This window comes from Acinetobacter sp. ABJ_C5_2 (assembly GCF_044538485.1).
Taxonomy (GTDB): Bacteria; Pseudomonadota; Gammaproteobacteria; order Pseudomonadales; family Moraxellaceae; genus Acinetobacter; species Acinetobacter nosocomialis_A.
Genome location: NZ_JBIUCS010000002.1, coordinates 179,929 through 196,590 on the forward strand (window position 1 = coordinate 179,929; position 16,662 = coordinate 196,590).

17 protein-coding genes are annotated in these 16,662 nt (G+C 40.1%); 15 read left to right on the forward strand and 2 right to left on the reverse strand.

Annotated features, from left to right (window positions below):
* Window positions 1-176 precede the first annotated feature (176 nt).
* The 6 genes from leuA to rdgB all read left to right on the forward strand — a co-directional run bounded on the left by leuA (window position 177) and on the right by rdgB (window position 5,668).
* Complete coding sequence (gene leuA / locus ACH8JV_RS03500; protein WP_263612883.1) at window positions 177-1,874, forward strand: 2-isopropylmalate synthase; 1,698 nt, start codon at window positions 177-179, stop codon at window positions 1,872-1,874.
* Between the two features lie 83 nt (window positions 1,875-1,957).
* The gene (locus ACH8JV_RS03505) at window positions 1,958-3,118 is read left to right on the forward strand and encodes a homoserine O-acetyltransferase (RefSeq protein WP_311087139.1); all 1,161 of its coding nucleotides are present in this window, start codon (window positions 1,958-1,960) and stop codon (window positions 3,116-3,118) included.
* Window positions 3,118-3,711: a methionine biosynthesis protein MetW gene (gene metW, locus ACH8JV_RS03510; RefSeq protein WP_001217230.1), complete on the forward strand. Its 594-nt coding sequence runs from the start codon at window positions 3,118-3,120 to the stop codon at window positions 3,709-3,711. The genes ACH8JV_RS03505 and metW overlap by 1 nt, the downstream gene beginning before the upstream one ends.
* Entirely contained in the window at window positions 3,708-4,295 is a 588-nt protein-coding gene (locus ACH8JV_RS03515) for a tetratricopeptide repeat protein (protein ID WP_396519740.1), read from the forward strand. The genes metW and ACH8JV_RS03515 overlap by 4 nt, the downstream gene beginning before the upstream one ends.
* Before the next feature lie 312 nt (window positions 4,296-4,607).
* Window positions 4,608-4,982 (forward strand): hypothetical protein, encoded by a 375-nt coding sequence (locus ACH8JV_RS03520; RefSeq protein ID WP_223237490.1) that lies wholly within the window; start codon window positions 4,608-4,610, stop codon window positions 4,980-4,982.
* A 59-nt stretch (window positions 4,983-5,041) separates the two neighbouring features.
* Entirely contained in the window at window positions 5,042-5,668 is a 627-nt protein-coding gene (rdgB, locus tag ACH8JV_RS03525; RefSeq protein WP_057070025.1) for an RdgB/HAM1 family non-canonical purine NTP pyrophosphatase, read from the forward strand.
* Window positions 5,669-5,913: 245 nt separating this feature from the next.
* Here rdgB and ACH8JV_RS03530 read toward each other — a convergent pair whose 3' ends face one another.
* The gene (locus ACH8JV_RS03530; RefSeq protein WP_396519742.1) at window positions 5,914-6,789 is read right to left on the reverse strand and encodes an AEC family transporter; all 876 of its coding nucleotides are present in this window, start codon (window positions 6,787-6,789) and stop codon (window positions 5,914-5,916) included.
* Between the two features lie 252 nt (window positions 6,790-7,041).
* On the opposite strand from ACH8JV_RS03530, the gene ACH8JV_RS03535 reads away from it, so the two are divergent.
* The 5 genes from ACH8JV_RS03535 to ACH8JV_RS03555 all read left to right on the forward strand — a co-directional run bounded on the left by ACH8JV_RS03535 (window position 7,042) and on the right by ACH8JV_RS03555 (window position 13,035).
* On the forward strand, window positions 7,042-7,260 hold the full coding sequence (locus ACH8JV_RS03535; protein ID WP_002053267.1) for a Sec-independent protein translocase subunit TatA: 219 nt from the start codon (window positions 7,042-7,044) through the stop codon (window positions 7,258-7,260).
* An 11-nt stretch (window positions 7,261-7,271) separates the two neighbouring features.
* Window positions 7,272-7,709, forward strand: coding sequence for a Sec-independent protein translocase protein TatB (gene tatB / locus ACH8JV_RS03540; RefSeq protein WP_396519744.1), 438 nt, complete (start codon window positions 7,272-7,274; stop codon window positions 7,707-7,709).
* The gene (gene tatC, locus ACH8JV_RS03545; protein WP_002053474.1) at window positions 7,706-8,476 is read left to right on the forward strand and encodes a twin-arginine translocase subunit TatC; all 771 of its coding nucleotides are present in this window, start codon (window positions 7,706-7,708) and stop codon (window positions 8,474-8,476) included. The genes tatB and tatC overlap by 4 nt, the downstream gene beginning before the upstream one ends.
* Window positions 8,477-8,652: 176 nt before the next feature.
* Window positions 8,653-10,638 (forward strand): PhoX family protein, encoded by a 1,986-nt coding sequence (locus ACH8JV_RS03550; RefSeq protein ID WP_396519746.1) that lies wholly within the window; start codon window positions 8,653-8,655, stop codon window positions 10,636-10,638.
* Window positions 10,639-10,842: 204 nt separating this feature from the next.
* Window positions 10,843-13,035: a PhoX family protein gene (locus tag ACH8JV_RS03555; RefSeq protein WP_396519748.1), complete on the forward strand. Its 2,193-nt coding sequence runs from the start codon at window positions 10,843-10,845 to the stop codon at window positions 13,033-13,035.
* A 45-nt stretch (window positions 13,036-13,080) separates the two neighbouring features.
* Here ACH8JV_RS03555 and ACH8JV_RS03560 read toward each other — a convergent pair whose 3' ends face one another.
* On the reverse strand, window positions 13,081-13,860 hold the full coding sequence (locus ACH8JV_RS03560; protein WP_311069614.1) for an NRDE family protein: 780 nt from the start codon (window positions 13,858-13,860) through the stop codon (window positions 13,081-13,083).
* 93 nt (window positions 13,861-13,953) lie between these two features.
* Here ACH8JV_RS03560 and lgt point away from each other — a divergent pair, with 93 nt between their 5' ends.
* The 4 genes from lgt to thyA all read left to right on the forward strand — a co-directional run bounded on the left by lgt (window position 13,954) and on the right by thyA (window position 16,628).
* Window positions 13,954-14,772, forward strand: a complete 819-nt coding sequence (lgt, locus tag ACH8JV_RS03565; protein WP_396519750.1) for a prolipoprotein diacylglyceryl transferase — start codon at window positions 13,954-13,956, stop codon at window positions 14,770-14,772.
* A gap of 73 nt (window positions 14,773-14,845) precedes the next feature.
* Window positions 14,846-15,205, forward strand: a complete 360-nt coding sequence (locus ACH8JV_RS03570) for a hypothetical protein (RefSeq protein WP_032048365.1) — start codon at window positions 14,846-14,848, stop codon at window positions 15,203-15,205.
* Between the two features lie 11 nt (window positions 15,206-15,216).
* Window positions 15,217-15,582 (forward strand): hypothetical protein, encoded by a 366-nt coding sequence (locus ACH8JV_RS03575; protein ID WP_343568591.1) that lies wholly within the window; start codon window positions 15,217-15,219, stop codon window positions 15,580-15,582.
* 203 nt (window positions 15,583-15,785) lie between these two features.
* On the forward strand, window positions 15,786-16,628 hold the full coding sequence (thyA, locus tag ACH8JV_RS03580; RefSeq protein WP_002115009.1) for a thymidylate synthase: 843 nt from the start codon (window positions 15,786-15,788) through the stop codon (window positions 16,626-16,628).
* Window positions 16,629-16,662 lie beyond the last annotated feature (34 nt).

Below are 16,662 nucleotides of genomic sequence, written 5' to 3' on the forward strand. Positions count from 1 at the left end.
TCATCTCGAACTCCTGATGCTGCGCCTCGCGCGCGTATAAATTTTTGTCTGCATTTTAGAGCAGACCTTTCTAAATTCCCTTTAATTTTTCTGTATTAGATACCATATATAACTGTAGAACGTTGCCTTTCACACGATACCTAGAGCAACCGTGCTACGAGATAAGGAGTTTTCTCATGATGTTGGCTGACCCTAGCAAAAAATACCGCCGTATGTACCAGCGAGTCGATTTACCAGATCGCCAATGGCCAAATAACGAAATTACAAAAGCGCCAATCTGGATGAGCACGGATTTACGTGATGGTAACCAAGCAATTTTTGAACCAATGAACATGGAACAAAAATTCAAAATGTTCAAAATGCTTGTAAAAATCGGTTTTAAACATATTGAAATCGGCTTCCCGTCTGCATCTCAAATTGACTTCGATTTTACCCGCATGTTAATCGAAGAAAATCATATTCCTGATGATGTGTACATTGAAGTTTTGGTTCAGGCACGTGACCATTTAATTGAGCGTACTTTCGAAGCTTTAGCAGGTGCTAAGCGCGCAATTGTGCATATTTATAACTCTAACTCTCCAACCTTCCGCCAAAAGGTGTTGAATGTAGATGTAAATGGCGCAAAACAGTTGGCGGTGAATGCAGCTCAGAAAGTGAAAGAGTATGCTGCGCAATATCCTCAAACTGACTGGATTTTCCAGTACAGCCCAGAATGTTTCTCTGCAACCGAATTAGAAGTCGCAAAAGATGTCTGTGATGCCGTCACAGAAATTTGGGATGCACGTCCAGATCATAAAGTGATTTTAAACTTGCCAGCGACTGTAGAAGTTTCTACGCCAAATGTTTATGCAGACCAAATTGAATGGATGCATCGTAACTTGGCACGTCGTGATGGCGTGATTATTTCTGTTCACTGCCACAATGACCGCGGCTGTGGTATTGCTGCATCAGAACTTGCCATTATGGCCGGTGCTGACCGTGTTGAAGGTTGTGTGTTTGGTAATGGTGAACGTACAGGTAACGTTGACGTTGCAGCAATTGCATTGAACATGTACACCCAAGGTGTAGCGCCAGAGTTAGATTTCTCTAACATTAATGAAGTGATTGCAACAGTTGAAGAATGTACTGGTTTACCTGTACACCCTCGTCATCCATATGCAGGTGACTTGGTATTTACTGCATTCTCTGGTTCACATCAGGATGCAATCAAAAAAGGCTTCGAATACCAGAAAAACGAAGAAATCTGGGATATGCCTTACTTGCCAATCGACCCGAAAGACTTGGGCCGTGACTACGATGCTGTAATTCGTGTAAATAGCCAGTCTGGTAAAGGCGGTATCGCTTACTTATTGGAATCAAACTACAACGTTGTATTGCCGCGCCGTTTACAAATTGAATTTAGTCAGGTTGTTCAACAATATGCTGATGAGAATGGTACAGAAATTAATGCCAAAGAAATCTGGACCTTGTTTAAAGACGCATATGTCGATGTGAAGAACCACCATTACACAGTCAAAAACTATAAGTTATCTGACATAAATGGTACTCAAATCATTGAACTTGAGATCGACGTTGAAGGTGAAACTCAACAATTACGTGGCGAAGGTAATGGTCCTATCTCTGCATTCTTAAATGCACTTCAATTACCAATTGACGTATTGAACTATGAAGAACGTAGTATTAGTTCAGGTGCAAATGCCAAAGCATTAACCTTAATTGAACTTCAAGTGAAAGGTACTGGTAGAGGCTCGTTTGGTGCGGGTGTTCACGACAACACAGTCACCTCATCAATTGAAGCAATTATTGCATGTACCAACCGTTTGATTGATCAAGGTGTTTTAAGTACAGATCAGGTTGTTGCCGCCGCTGTTTAATTAAAAAAAAGACTTTGGAAAGGATACCTAGCTTGGTATCCTTTCTTTTTATTCCTGAAAGATTTAAAAGGCGAAATGTTCCCGTGTCTTTTCCAGCTGACTCAGTGGGGTTAGTCACTCCGCAAAAGTTCCAATTTGAAGAACCCTTACATCTTGAATGTGGCCGTGTTTTACCACGCTTTGAGTTAATGGTTGAAACTTACGGCACTTTAAATGCAGATAAATCAAATGCGATTTTGATCTGTCATGCCCTTTCCGGACATCATCATGCAGCGGGCTATCACCATGAAGATGATAAAAAAGCTGGATGGTGGGATAGCTGTATTGGCCCGGGTAAGGCAATCGACACAAATAATTTTTTTGTAGTTGCACTCAACAATATTGGTGGATGTAGTGGATCGACTGGTCCAACTTCACCAAACCCTGAAAATGATAATCGCCCTTATGGACCAGATTTTCCATTAGTAACAGTACGCGACTGGGTTAAAACTCAAGCCATGCTTTCTGACCGTTTAGGAGTAAGTGTTTGGTATGCAGTAGTTGGCGGATCATTAGGGGGCATGCAAGCACTACAATGGTCGGTAGACTACCCTGACCGTTTACAAAAATGTGTCGTTATTGCTAGTGCGCCAAAGCTTTCAGCACAGAATATTGCATTTAACGAGGTGGCACGTCAGTCCATCTTGTCTGACCCAGACTTCCATCATGGTCGTTATTTAGAAAATGATAGCTATCCAAAACGAGGCCTAATTTTGGCTCGTATGGTCGGCCATATTACCTATCTTTCTGAAGAAGCGATGAAACAGAAATTTGGTCGTGATTTAAAATCAGGCAAATTTATGTATGGTTTTGATGTCGAGTTTCAGGTCGAAAGCTATCTGCGTTATCAAGGTGAACAGTTTAGCCGTAACTTTGATGCCAATACTTATCTGATTATGACCAAAGCTTTGGATTATTTTGATCCATCACGTGAGTACGGTCATTCACTTACAGATGCGATGAGTAAAACCAAATGCCAGTTCTTAATTGTTTCGTTCACAACTGACTGGCGTTTTGCACCAAGCCGTTCACAAGAAATTGTAGATGCGCTCATTACCAACCATAAGCCGGTAAGTTACCTCGATATTGATGCTGAACAAGGTCATGACTCGTTTTTATTCCCGATTCCACTGTATGTCAAAACACTGCGCGCTTTCTTAGGCGGTGAAGAACATTTAAAATCGACATCACTGGAGGCAAGCTAATGCGTATTGATCAACAACTGGCAGAAAAGTGGATTAAACCCGGCTCTAGCGTACTCGATTTAGGGTGTGGTGACGGTGAATTACTCGCTCATATGAGCCAAAAGCATCAAATTCGTGCTTATGGTTTAGAAATTGATCAAGAAAAGATTGCAATTGCCGTCAGTCGCGGGTTAAATATTATTCAACAAGATTTGAATCTCGGTTTGAGCCGTTTTGCCGACCAGTCTTTTGACTATGTGGTCATGGCACAAGCTTTGCAAGCCGTAGATGCACCCGATGTTTTATTAAGAGACATGGTGCGTGTGGGAAAACAGGCCATTATTACCTTTCCAAACTTTGCACACTGGAAGACTCGCTCTTTTCTAGCATTAAAAGGGATGATGCCTGTATCGGATGCTCTACCATATATGTGGTATAACACCCCCAACATTCATTTATGTACGTTTAAAGATTTCGAAGCACTGTGTGCGGAAAATCAAATACAAATTATTAATCGACTCGCCGTCAATGGAAACCAGCAGGGAAGCCTGTTAAGCAAACATGTTCCGAATTTGTTTGGTGAAGTCGCTATTTATCGAGTGAGTGCACTATGAAAAAGACATTATTTAGCACACTAATTGCAGGACTGCTAAGTATGCAGGCTCATGCAGATTATATCGCCCAGCCACAATCGGTTGCTAGCCAGGCTGCGCGCTTCTCCACAATGGGGATTCATGACCTTCAAAAAGCAGCTCAAGCTGGCCAAGCTGGCGCACAATTTTATCTTGGAACACGTTACCAATACGGTAAAGATGTAGCAAAAGACGATAAACAAGCATTTACTTGGTTTAAAGCTGCTGCTGACCAAGGTTTATCACCAGCACAGTTAAATGTAGGCCGTATGTACGCCGACGGCATTGGTATTAAGAAAGATGAGTCTATGGCTCGTAAGTATTTCGAAAAAGCTGCAAGCAATGGTGATAACCGCGCAAGCTATAACCTCGCGATGATGGAAGAGCAAAAGAAAAACTACGTAGGTGCTTACCAGTGGTATGAGCTTTCAACTCGTGATGGCATGCTCGACAATAAAGTGATTAGCTTATCTGAAGGTAAAAAGACAGCTCTTGCCGCAAACTTAACTCAAGAGCAAATTCGTATGGCACGCGACCGTGCGGATAAATGGATTCAAGCTCAATAATCTTGCTTAGATCTATTGAAAGATCTAAAAACCGACTTGTGAGAGTCGGTTTTTTATTGCGATAGTTCTTTTCTGTATCATATAAAAAACCGTAAGGCTAATTTTGCTGTTAAATCAGTACTTATAGAGAATAGAAAATTAATGTTTAATAAGAATGAATTTAAACTGTCAATTTATATCAGTATTTTTATTATAGTTAGTGGTCTTATTATATTTCAGATACTAAAGCCATTCTTTTTCGATCATTCTCAAATGTTAAATTTCACGATTCAAATTACTTCTTATAAAAATGGCTATACACAAAAGGATTTCATGAAAGAGTTAGAACAAATAAATTCAGCAGCTTATGGGATGTATGAGTCTGATTACTTTTTCCCGTTTATCACAACCCATCTACAACGTGAAACGATCTTGATGCTACCAACACTCAGAAAGAATACAGATACCGAAATCAGTGATATACAAATAAAGTCAAACAATAAATTTCATTTTCAACTCCCTCTTTATTCCCAAGAGCATTTTTACCCTATCTCTTATATTGACTTCAATCTCCCTTCAATTTTTGGAGGTGTAACTTTTGATTGCAAAAGTAAGCTCCCACAACAAACATCTTTGATCGAGACAGAAAACTATACAGCCCGAATCATTTTTAATAGGAAAAAATGTTCTATTCAATCATATTCATAATTCAGCTATATAATTTTTAAAATGGGTTAAAATACGCAAAATTTAGATCGGTTTATCTTATGTCTACCCCACATTGGTTTGATCAGGGCTCTTTAGTCCTTGCAAGTAATAACAAAGGTAAAGTCGCAGAGTTTGAAAAACTTTTTGAACAGCTTAAGTTACCTGTAGAAATTATTCCTCAAGGTCGCCTTAATATTCCCGACGCCATTGAAGACGGTTTAAGCTTTATTGAAAATGCCATTATTAAAGCGCGTCATGCCTCTAAGATTTCAGGGAAACCTGCTATGGCTGATGACTCAGGTATTTGTGTTCCGGTTTTAGGTGGTGCACCTGGTATTTATTCAGCACGTTATGCTGGAGAACATGGTGACGATGCAGCGAATAATGCTAAGTTATTAAATGACCTTTTGCCATACCGTAAAAATGGTGAAGCTATTGAAGGTATGTTTGTGTGCGTACTTGCTTTAGTGACTCATGCGGAAGACCCTTTACCACAAATTTTCCAAGGCATTTGGCACGGCGAAATTTTAGAAGCTGCACGTGGTGAAAATGGCTTTGGTTATGACCCACTATTCTGGTTACCTGAGCTACAAGTTTCTAGCGCTGAGTTGTCTAAAGAAGATAAGAATAAGATTAGTCATCGTGGACAAGCGATGCAGTTATTCAGAGAGAGCTTACAGAAGTAAAACTTTATATAGCATTTATTTAGTTTAACGTTAAAGCCATTTGCTATCGTGCTAGGCGACATGGATGTCGCCCGTCACTGCCTTGCGCTGATTCCCAAAGCAGTGCTTCGGGAATCGCTCAGGATGTGTCGTCAGTTCGACAAATGGTTTTGTTACTTTTGACGAAACAAAAGTAAAGTATTGCCTACATACACAAAATAAGCATATAACCACTATTCAAAGGCAGTCTGATCTAATCATCTTACTTAGAAATAAAGATGTAAAAACACTGCATAAATCGCAATACACACACAACTCACAATCGTCCCCGATGCGATATAAGCCGCAGATCTCCCCGTCCCTTGATAATGGGTTTCCAGAGCTACAATATTGGCTGCCGGTGGCAAGCAAAACATTAAAAACATTACACCGATGTGCTGATTTATATTTGGAATCGGTAAAAATCTATAACTTAATCCACAAAGTACAAATCCACAGGCCACTTTAAAGGCTTGAGCTTTGGTACTGTAAATTAAGTCTTTTGCATAAACTCTGGTACGGCGTAGCCACATTCCAAGCACACACATACCAGCAAAAGTCATTGCAAATTTAGCAACTTCATAGACCCAATGTATGGCTGGATGTTCAATATGTTGAGCACCTAAGAGCCTGAGCACCACAGCGCAGAATATCGATATACAAGGAGGGGAAGTTAAAACTTTTTTTAATATATTGAGCTTACTTTGTGGTGCGGTAGTGACTGCCGTAACAGCCCAAGCATTGCCAAAAAGCGACATTCCAATATATAAAGCCACAATCGGAGCAGTTGCTTCAGGACCGAATAAAGCCATAGCGAAAGGAAAACCAAGCCACCCCATGTTGGTATAACTTACGCAAAGTGCCAATAAGCGGTCTTTAAATAAAGCCAAATAAGCAAAGAAAATAATGAACGCCGAACCAAAACTAAAGAGCATTAAGCTCAAGCTTCCTGATTGATAAAAGACCATGTTGTAAATAATCACAATCGGAATCAGGAGTCGTGCAAGCCAAGCTGAGAGAATAGGTTTTACGGTTTCTGAAATGGAGGTCTGAGCAAGTAGAAGTCCTGTGATAAATGCCAATACAGGCAGTAATAATGCCACGTCCTCTCCTCTTGCTCGTTAAAAACAGCTTGTTATGCTACACCTTTTAATTTTGAAATGTATGGCCTATTTCACGTAAATTAGTCTAAAACCTAAGTTAAATAAAATTTAAAATTACTCCGATGAATATCCTTAAAAAATCTAACCGTAACTGACGACTTATAAATACTGTCTTAAAAATGAAATATAAGTGTCACATTCTTGTCATGGCAACCTGTTGATATAAAGCGAACTAAAAAGAGGTATAAAATCATGGCTGGTTTATCTATTTGGCATGTCGTTATTTTCGCAATCGTCGTTATTTTATTGTTCGGTACATCTAAATTAAAAAATATCGGTAAAGATGTTGGCGGTGCAGTAAGAGACTTTAAAAAATCAGTTCGTGAAGAAGACGAAGCTGCATCTTTAAATACTCCTCGTACGATTGACGCACAAGTTAAAACATCTGAAAGCACATCAGTGAAAAGCTAAAGGTTTGTCCCATGCTTGATGTAGGAATGACAGAGCTACTCTGTTTTGCAATTATTGCAATTTTAGTTTTAGGTCCAGATAAGCTTCCCGAAGCTGCACGTTTTGCAGGTCGTTGGTATGTTCGACTAAAACGCTATATTACCAATTTGCAAAACGAGATTGATCAGGAGCTGCGTCTTTCTGAGTTCCGCAAAGAAATGCAAGAGGAACTTAACCGCATCGAAGCATTGGAACGAAAAGTACAACAGCAGCTTGAAGAAATACAAAAACAGCAGATTTCAGAACATTTAGAAGTTACTGAAAAACCTAAAACAACACAAAAGCCTATTCGGAAATGTATTCCTATATCAGACCATTACAAAGTGCCGTATGTTGCCAAACTTACGCCTTTAGTTCCTCAAATTGATATTTCAGAAACATCTCCTGTTGAATTGAAGATTGCCGTATGAACCAACTGCCTTCAACCACTGTAAATAGTCAAGAAAACCTAGACCAAATGCCAATCATGAATCATTTGGTGGTTTTAAGACGCCATTTATTCAGGATTGTAGGGGTAACATTATTCTTATTCTTTTGTTTACTACCCTTTCGAAATAATACTTACCAATTATTATCTGAGCCTTTAAGGTTACAACTCCCTGCGTCATCTTCAATGATTGCAACAGATGTAACAGCAACCTTCATGGCGCCATTTAAACTTAATTTATTTGTCGCACTTATGCTTGCAATGCCATTTATTCTTTATGAAATATGGTCTTTTGTTCGCCCTGCGCTTTATCAAAAAGAACGCCATTTAGCGCTACCGTTACTGATCGGTAGTATTGTTCTATTTTATGCAGGCGTCGCTTTTGCTTATTACATTACCTTGCCTGCAATATTACATTTCTTTATTAGCGTTTCACCTGAAACAGTAGCACCAATGACCGACATTAATAGTTATTTAAGCTTCTGCTTAAAGCTATTTTTAGTGTTTGGTGTCACTTTTGAAATTCCTATCGCAACCTTATTACTGATTTTAATTGGCGTAGTAAATACTCAAAGCCTTGCTGAAAAAAGACGTTTTATTATTGTGGGATGTTTTTTTGTTGCTATGTTTATTACTCCGCCAGATGCGATTTCAATGGTGATGCTAGCGATTCCAATGTGGTTGCTTTTTGAAATAGGTCTACTGTTCGGTAAAATTCTTGAGAAGAGAAAAAGCCAGACTGCTGAATAATTTAAAACTTCTCTTTAAAAGCCCAAATATTAAGATTTGGGCTTTTTACTTTTAAATCGCCTTAATTAATCAAATTATAAACTGTCTTCAAAGTGACTTAAAAATGTAAGAAAAGTGTCATTTCCAATCCATAGAATCGACTCAACAAATATACACACAAAAGTTACGGATTTATTATGACAACTGCTTCTAACCACCCAACACGTCGCGATATTTTAAAATGGTTTACGGGGATTCCTTTTCTTCCATTAGGTGCGATGGCTACGGCAGCAACGTTAGCAGGCTGTAATGACAGCAATAATGATTCAGATGTTGTTACTCCACCACCAACAGTAAACTTTAAAAATGCAACGTTTACCTCAATGGCTGCACCATCTTTAGCAAACCCAGCAGCGATGGCAACAACAACTGTTGGATCAAGTCTTTCAATTAGCTGGGAAGATGGCTCAAAAACTGACTATACATTAGCGTATAAGCCATTCTTTACCACAGGCGATCTGGTTGCAGACGGTAAAGGTGGAAAAATTCTAGCGGGTGGTTATGTTGATATTAATAATCAACCAATTATTGATAAATCAAAGCCTGGTCAAGAACGTCAATTCTTCTCTGACTGTCCAGATGGAAGCTCTTTAATTAGCTTTAAACAAGCAACAGGCCGTGACTTTACCGATGCAGACAAACAAGCTTTAGGTGTTACTGGCAACCCTGTATTTCACGTTGTTCAGTTTGAATATACGACTCGTGACCAAAGCTTAGCGTCTATGTATGGCTTACTACCATCTCCAATTGCGATTTTAACTTTAGACCAAGACCCTAAAACTGGCCATTTAACACTGGTTAAATACCACAATGTCGATACGTCTAAAGTAAACGGTTTATGGATTACTTGTGGCGCAAGCTTATCTCCATGGGGAACTCACCTTTCTAGTGAAGAATACGAACCAGACGCAAACAACATTGCTGGAAGCTACTTACCAGTATTTAGCAAAAACTTATTTGGTGACAGTACCAAAGGTAACCCATACCACTACGGTCATTTACCAGAAGTTACTGTAAATACAGATGGTACAGGTTCAATCAAAAAACATTACTGTTTAGGTCGTATCTCGCACGAACTTATTCAAGTTATGCCAGATAACCGCACTGCATTGATGGGTGATGATGCAACGAATGGCGGTTTATTCATGTTTGTTGCCGATAAAGAAAAAGACTTATCTGCGGGTACGCTCTATGTTGCTAAATGGAAGCAAACCTCAGGCGTAGGCGCTGGTGCAGGTGATATTTCTTGGATTAACCTTGGTCATGCAACAAGTGCAGAAGTAAAAAGCTGGGCAGATCAATACAAGATTTCAGACTTGATGGATGTAAAAACTACAGATCCTCAAGATGCAAGCTATACCAAAATCCGTTATAGCGGCAAAAATAACTGGGTCAAACTTGTACCGGGTAAAGAGCGTGAAGCGGCTTTCTTAGAAACGCATCGTTATGCAGCTTTAGTGGGCGCAAGTATGGGCTTCACCAAAATGGAAGGCACAACTGTCAATATTAAAGACAAAATCGCATACTCTGCGATGTCTTATGTACAGTCTTCTATGGTTGATAAAACCACTGATATTCAAGTACAGGGTCCAAAAGCTGGTGCAGTTTATGCACACACTTTAAAAGGCAGCCAAGTCGACAATAAAGGTCAGCTCATTAACAGTGAATGGGTATCGACTCATATGGAACCGCCAGCAGCTTTAGTGGGTGAAGACCTCACCACTGCTGATGCTTTGGGTAACCTTGCAAATGCAGATAAAATTGCAAACCCAGATAACATTAAGTTCTCTGAAAACTTACGTACGCTCTTCATTGGTGAAGACAGTGGTATGCACGTAAATAACTTCTTATGGGCATATAACGTAGATACCAAACAATTAAGCCGTATCTTATCAACACCTGCTGGTGCTGAATCGACAGGTTTACATGCGGTAGATGCAGTGAATGGCTGGACTTACATCATGAGTAACTTCCAGCATCCGGGTGATTGGGAATCTCCATTACACGATAAAGTAAAAGCAACTCTTGATCCTCTTGTTCGTGCAAACTACAAAGATCGTTTTGCAGCGGCGGTTGGTTATATTACGGCTGACCCTCTAGCACCATCTGTTGTGAAGAAATAATTCTTACCGCAACTCAAAAGAAGCCTGCTTTATGCAGGTTTCTTTTATTTAAAAACACCCATAAAAATCAAAAGTACTTTTCTTTTTGACTAAACGATCAAATTTTTCATTAAGTTATCATTAAAACGTCAAGACCTCGTCATATTCAAAACTTAAGCTAATCAAGACATTTAGAAAAAACTTATTTTGAATTAGGAATTTAATATGAACGATTTGACCCCATATCATGAAGATCAGGAACTAGACAACAACACTTCGAATAATATTCACTTTCGTGATGTTTTAGACCAATACGTAAGTCGTCGTAGTCTCATTACTAAAGCAGCAAGTGGGGCTGTGGCACTAACTTTAGCCTCTACTTTAACGGGCTGTAATGATAATAACGATGACTCTGGCTCCAACAACGGTGGAACTGCTCCAGTCGATCCGAATAAAAAGCCTGAAAAACTTACCTTTACGCCAGTTGCTAAAAATTTAAATGATATTGTGACCGTACCGGAAGGTTATGAGGCAAATGTGATTTACGCTTTAGGTGACTCTATTAATCCTTCTTTTGGTGATTGGGACGATAACAATATTCCATCTGGTCCAAGCTTCCAGTTTCGCTCTGGCGACTGCCACGATGGTATGCACTATTTTGGTTTAAACACATCAACAAACCGTTTTGATGAAACTGTTTCTGCACAAGGTTTATTGGTGATGAACCACGAATACATCAACCAAACCTTTTTGCACCCTAAAGGTCCAACCAAAGTTGATGGACGCCGTCCTGAAGACGAAGTCATTCGCGAAACCAATGCTCATGGCGTTTCTGTAGTACATATTAAAAAAGACCCTGCTACACAAAAAGTAGAAGTTGTAAAAAACTCTATTTTTAATAGACGTATTACAGGCTCTACAGTCATGGACTTTGCAGGTGCAGCAGCAGGGTCTAACTTACTTTCAACGCGCTTTTCACCTGCTGGCCGACAAACTCGTGGTACACACAACAACTGTGGTAATGGCTATACACCTTGGGGAACATACTTAACCACGGAAGAAAACTTCATCGGTTATTTTGCCCGTAGCACAACTGATGATGCGCTACGTACTCCAGAAGAAATTATTGCCCTTAAACGCTATGGCCTTAAAGCAGGGTCAAGTTCTCGCTACGGCTGGGAAACCGCAATTGGTCAAGTAGAGGCACAAGACCTATATGACCGCTGGAATGCCGATGTAAAAGCGGCTCAAGCAACCCAAGATTATCGAAATGGACCAAACACATTTGGCTGGATGGTTGAAATTGACCCATTTGATAACCGTCAAAATCCGGTTAAACGTACCTCATTAGGCCGTTTTGCCCATGAAGACAGTGCATGTCGTGCCGTAGCAGGTCAGCCAATCGCATTTTATATGGGTGATGACTCTCGTGGTGAATACATCTATAAGTTTGTTTCAACCGCAGTGTGGGACACAAAAGATATAAACGGCGGCTATGCAGCCGGTGACAAATACATGAACTCAGGTAAGTTGTATGTTGCCAAATTTAATAACGATGGTTCAGGTCAATGGATTGAACTTGCCTACGGTAAAAATGGTTTAAATGAAAGTAACACTACCTATCCATTTAAATCTCAGGCAGACGTAGTCACTTTTGCGCGTTTAGCAGCAGATTCAGTCGGTGCAACAAAAATGGACCGCCCAGAATGGGCAACCGTTAACCCGATTAATGGCGAAATTTATGTCACACTCACCAACAACTCAAACCGTGGTAAAGATTACCCTACAGATGCAGCCAACCCTCGTAACTATACGGACCTATATGCAGGCACAAAAGAACAAAAAGGAAATGTGAACGGCCATATCATTCGTTTTAGAGAAGTCGATGACAAAACAACTGCCGAAACCTTCAAGTGGGATATTTACCTATTTGGTGCAGAAGCTTCGATGGCTTCAAACATCAACTTGTCAGGTTTAACAGACAATAACGACTTTTCATCTCCAGATGGTATGTGGTTTGACCCACGCGGTGTTCTCTGGATTGAAACAGATGACGGTGCTTATACAGATGTCACCAACTGTATGATGCTTGCTGCCCTACCAGGTCAAATTGGTGATGGCGGTGCGGCAACTACATCAAATGGTCAGCAAACCATAACAGGTGCTAAAGTTACAGACGCAACATTACGCCGTTTCTTAGTCGGACCAAAGCAATGTGAAATTACTGGTATTGCCATGACACCGGACTACAAGGCTATTTTCATTAATGTTCAGCACCCTGGTGAAGACTCTCCAAGTTACGCAAAACCAGAAAGTAACTGGCCTGCCACACAAAAAGACCCAAGCAACAAAACTGCGCGCCCACGTTCGGCAACTGTAGTTATTACCCGTAAAGATGGCGGCGTTATTGCTGGTTAATTTATTTCTCCCTAGAAAAATGCCGATCATTTGATCGGCATTTTGTTAACGATTTAGAGGTATCTGCTGCTGTACAATTTGGCCGCTATGTTCACCTTGCTGGGTCTTTTCCAACCATATCCATTCATTATTGGTCATTCTTAAAAAATTCGAACAACGTGTTCCATATACTGGGCTTTGAATAAAAGTCGATGATAATAATTCTTCCATTTCTGGTTGAATGCCCGTATTTGGCAACAATGCTGTGGTGACCTTACGCTCATCTTCTAAAATATCCCACGCTGCATGTTGCAAGCTTAACTCTTCTGTTTTGTGCTGATGCATAGGCAAGAACTCTTGCGTAAAACGGGTTCTTAAATGTCTGGTTTTCTCCCAGTGATCGGACATTAAACCATTCGAAACTACATACACGCCATTGGCTAATACTTGAGGAGCCTCACCACGGTTACTCATATAGACTGCCTGATCAACATTTCCCATAAACAGGTTAAAACCAGCAAAGTTCTGTTGCTGTTGTTCCAATTGTTGAGCAAAACGAATCGGCAATAAATCAGACTCTAAAAAAGCCTGAACTAAATGACCACGAGAAGTCTCGTATTGCTGTTTATCACGTCCATCACGGAAATTGGTTAACACAGCCCATCGGCCCTGTGGCGTAACGCCCATCCAAGTGCCACCGGACTGTAAGTCTTGCCCAGCAATGATGGGTGTATGTTCCCATTGATGCAACAATGCGGTTGGTCGGTGATAAAACTCATCACGGTTTGAAATAAGACACAAGGGCATATCATCCAGAACATGCCATGCTAAAGCCACAATACACATTGATTCTTGTTCCCTATGTTTACACATTGAATGTACAACATTTTTCACATCATTCCGCTACAATCTGTCAAAACGTAAGATCAAGGAGCAGCAATGCTGACCTATCCTAATATCGATCCGGTCGCAATACATCTAGGACCTCTTCAAGTCCATTGGTATGGACTCATGTATTTATTGGCATTTTTATGTGCTTGGGGACTCGCTTCCTACCGTGCCAAACAGCGTGATGGCTGGACATCGGACATGGTTTCCGATCTGGTGTTTTACGGCGCTTTAGGTGTTGTACTCGGCGGACGTATCGGCTATGTACTTTTCTATGAGTTTGATAAATTCCTTGAAAACCCAATCTGGTTATTCCAAGTCTGGACTGGCGGTATGAGCTTCCACGGCGGCTTCTTAGGCGTCATGATTGCAATGCTATTCTGGTGTAAAAAATATCAAAAAACATGGTTCCAAACACTCGACTTTATTGCCCCGTGTGTACCGACAGGCTTAATGTTCGGACGCTTCGGTAACTTTATTGGTGGAGAGTTATATGGTCGTGCGGTTACAGATCCGAATTATCCATTTGGAATGATTTTCCCAACCGATCCATTACATTTGGTTCGCCACCCTTCTCAAATCTATCAAGCGCTTTGTGAAGGTTTAATTTTATTCATTATCTTATGGTGGTTTAGTTCAAAACCTCGCCCACGTATGGCCGTTTCAGCGCTATTTTTAATGGGTTACGGTGTTGCACGTTTTGTAATGGAATTCTTCCGTCAGCCAGATGCTGATCAAGGTTTCATTTTATTTGGTTGGATGACTAAAGGTCAGATCCTTACCGTTCCAATGCTACTCATTGGCCTTTGGATGATGTGGTATGCCTACCAAAAGAAAATTTATGACTGGGGCCCACAAAAGAACCGTTAACATCTAAATCAGAGGAGTTTCGACTCCTCTTTTTTATGCTACAGTTTTTATCTCCCAAGAAAGAAGATTCACCATGCTGGAATTCTGGTTTAACAAGCAAGTCCCGTCTTTTAAAAAATTAATGATCTTAATTATTACCCTCTTAATCTGTATTGGGTTATATCAATATCAACCATTACCGTTAGATACTATTTTAATGTTTACGGGAACTGGGGTTATTTTTTTAATCTGCCGTTACTTTAAATTGCATTTTGCTCAAAGTAATCCAACCGGTTTACTTTACCGCCTATTTACATGGGTTCCTATTGCACTCTTGTTTGCACTTATTTTTGTGAAAGCGATGCCGAACTTACTGATCTGGGGCGTTCAAGGCATCGCATTTATGGCGCTTGCTGCTTTTATTTTTTCACCACAATCGTTATTTAACAAATAGGCTCATTCTTTATGTTGGCTTATTGGTACAACGCACCGCGTCACATCAAACTCATCTTCATTATTGTGGTTTGTGCTGCAATTTATGCAGCCAATCAAGTCCAGCCTTTATCGCCGACTTATACTATTCTTAGCCTTGTGTTAGGTTTCGGGCTTCATTTCGGGCAATATTTACAAACAAAAATTCCAGCTCGTAGTTCATATAAATCTAACTTCCAGTTTATGCTCAGAATTTACCCTTTCATTATTGTTGCTATTGTGGTGTGGATATTACCCCCTCAGCACAATTGGATCGTAACGATACAAGCTTTAGGCTTTGTACTGGTTGGATTTTTTCTTGTTTCAATTTATCAAAATCGTGCCAAGCGTTTTGACTAATTATGTCTCCTGAAATGCCATAGAACTATTTTTAGATTTTCATCTTGAGCTACAACAGGTATCATCTTTGAGTATTTACACATTTATGTATTTACATATTTATGTATTTACACATTTATGTATTTATACATTTGAGTATTTATATATCATCTAACCTATCTTTCCCTTTTATTTGATGGAATTAATCCGAACTCGAGAGTGTTATGCGTGCATATTTAGACCTTCTACAACATATCCTTGATAATGGCGGTGACAAAGGCGACCGTACAGGCACAGGAACCCGTTCTGTATTTGGTCATCAAATGCGTTTTGATCTCTCTAAAGGTTTTCCTTTACTCACCACAAAAAAAGTTCACTTCCGTTCTATTGTGATTGAGTTACTTTGGTTTTTAAAAGGCGACACCAACGTCCAATATTTAAAAGACAATAAAGTTTCAATTTGGGACGAATGGGCAACAGCAGAACAAACAGCTCGTTTTGGCCGCCCAGAACATGAACTAGGCCCAGTTTATGGCCATCAGTGGCGTAATTTCGGCGCAACTAAAAATGCTGACGGTACTTATAACCAAGATGGTTTTGACCAAATTAAATGGTTAATTAACGAAATCAAAACTAACCCAAATTCGCGCCGTTTAATCGTTTCTGGTTGGAACCCGAATGAAGCTGGACAAGTTGCATTGCCACCTTGCCACACACTCTTCCAGTTTTTCGTACAAGACAATAAATTGTCATGTCAGCTTTATCAACGTAGTGCTGACGTGTTCTTAGGTGTACCTTTTAACATTGCGAGCTATGCTCTACTCACCCATATGATTGCTCAAGTATGCGGTTTAGGCGTAGGTGATTTTGTTTGGACAGGTGGCGATACGCATCTTTATGCCAACCATTTCGAGCAGGCACGACTACAATTAACGCGTGAACCATTACCACTTTGCCAATTAAAACTTAATCCGGAAGTTAAAGACCTTTTCGATTTCAAATTTGAAGATATCGAGATTGTAGGTTACGAGTCACATCCAGCAATTAAAGCTCCGGTTGCAGTATAACGACGGCTTAAATTTCATTAGATTACGGTTTAGA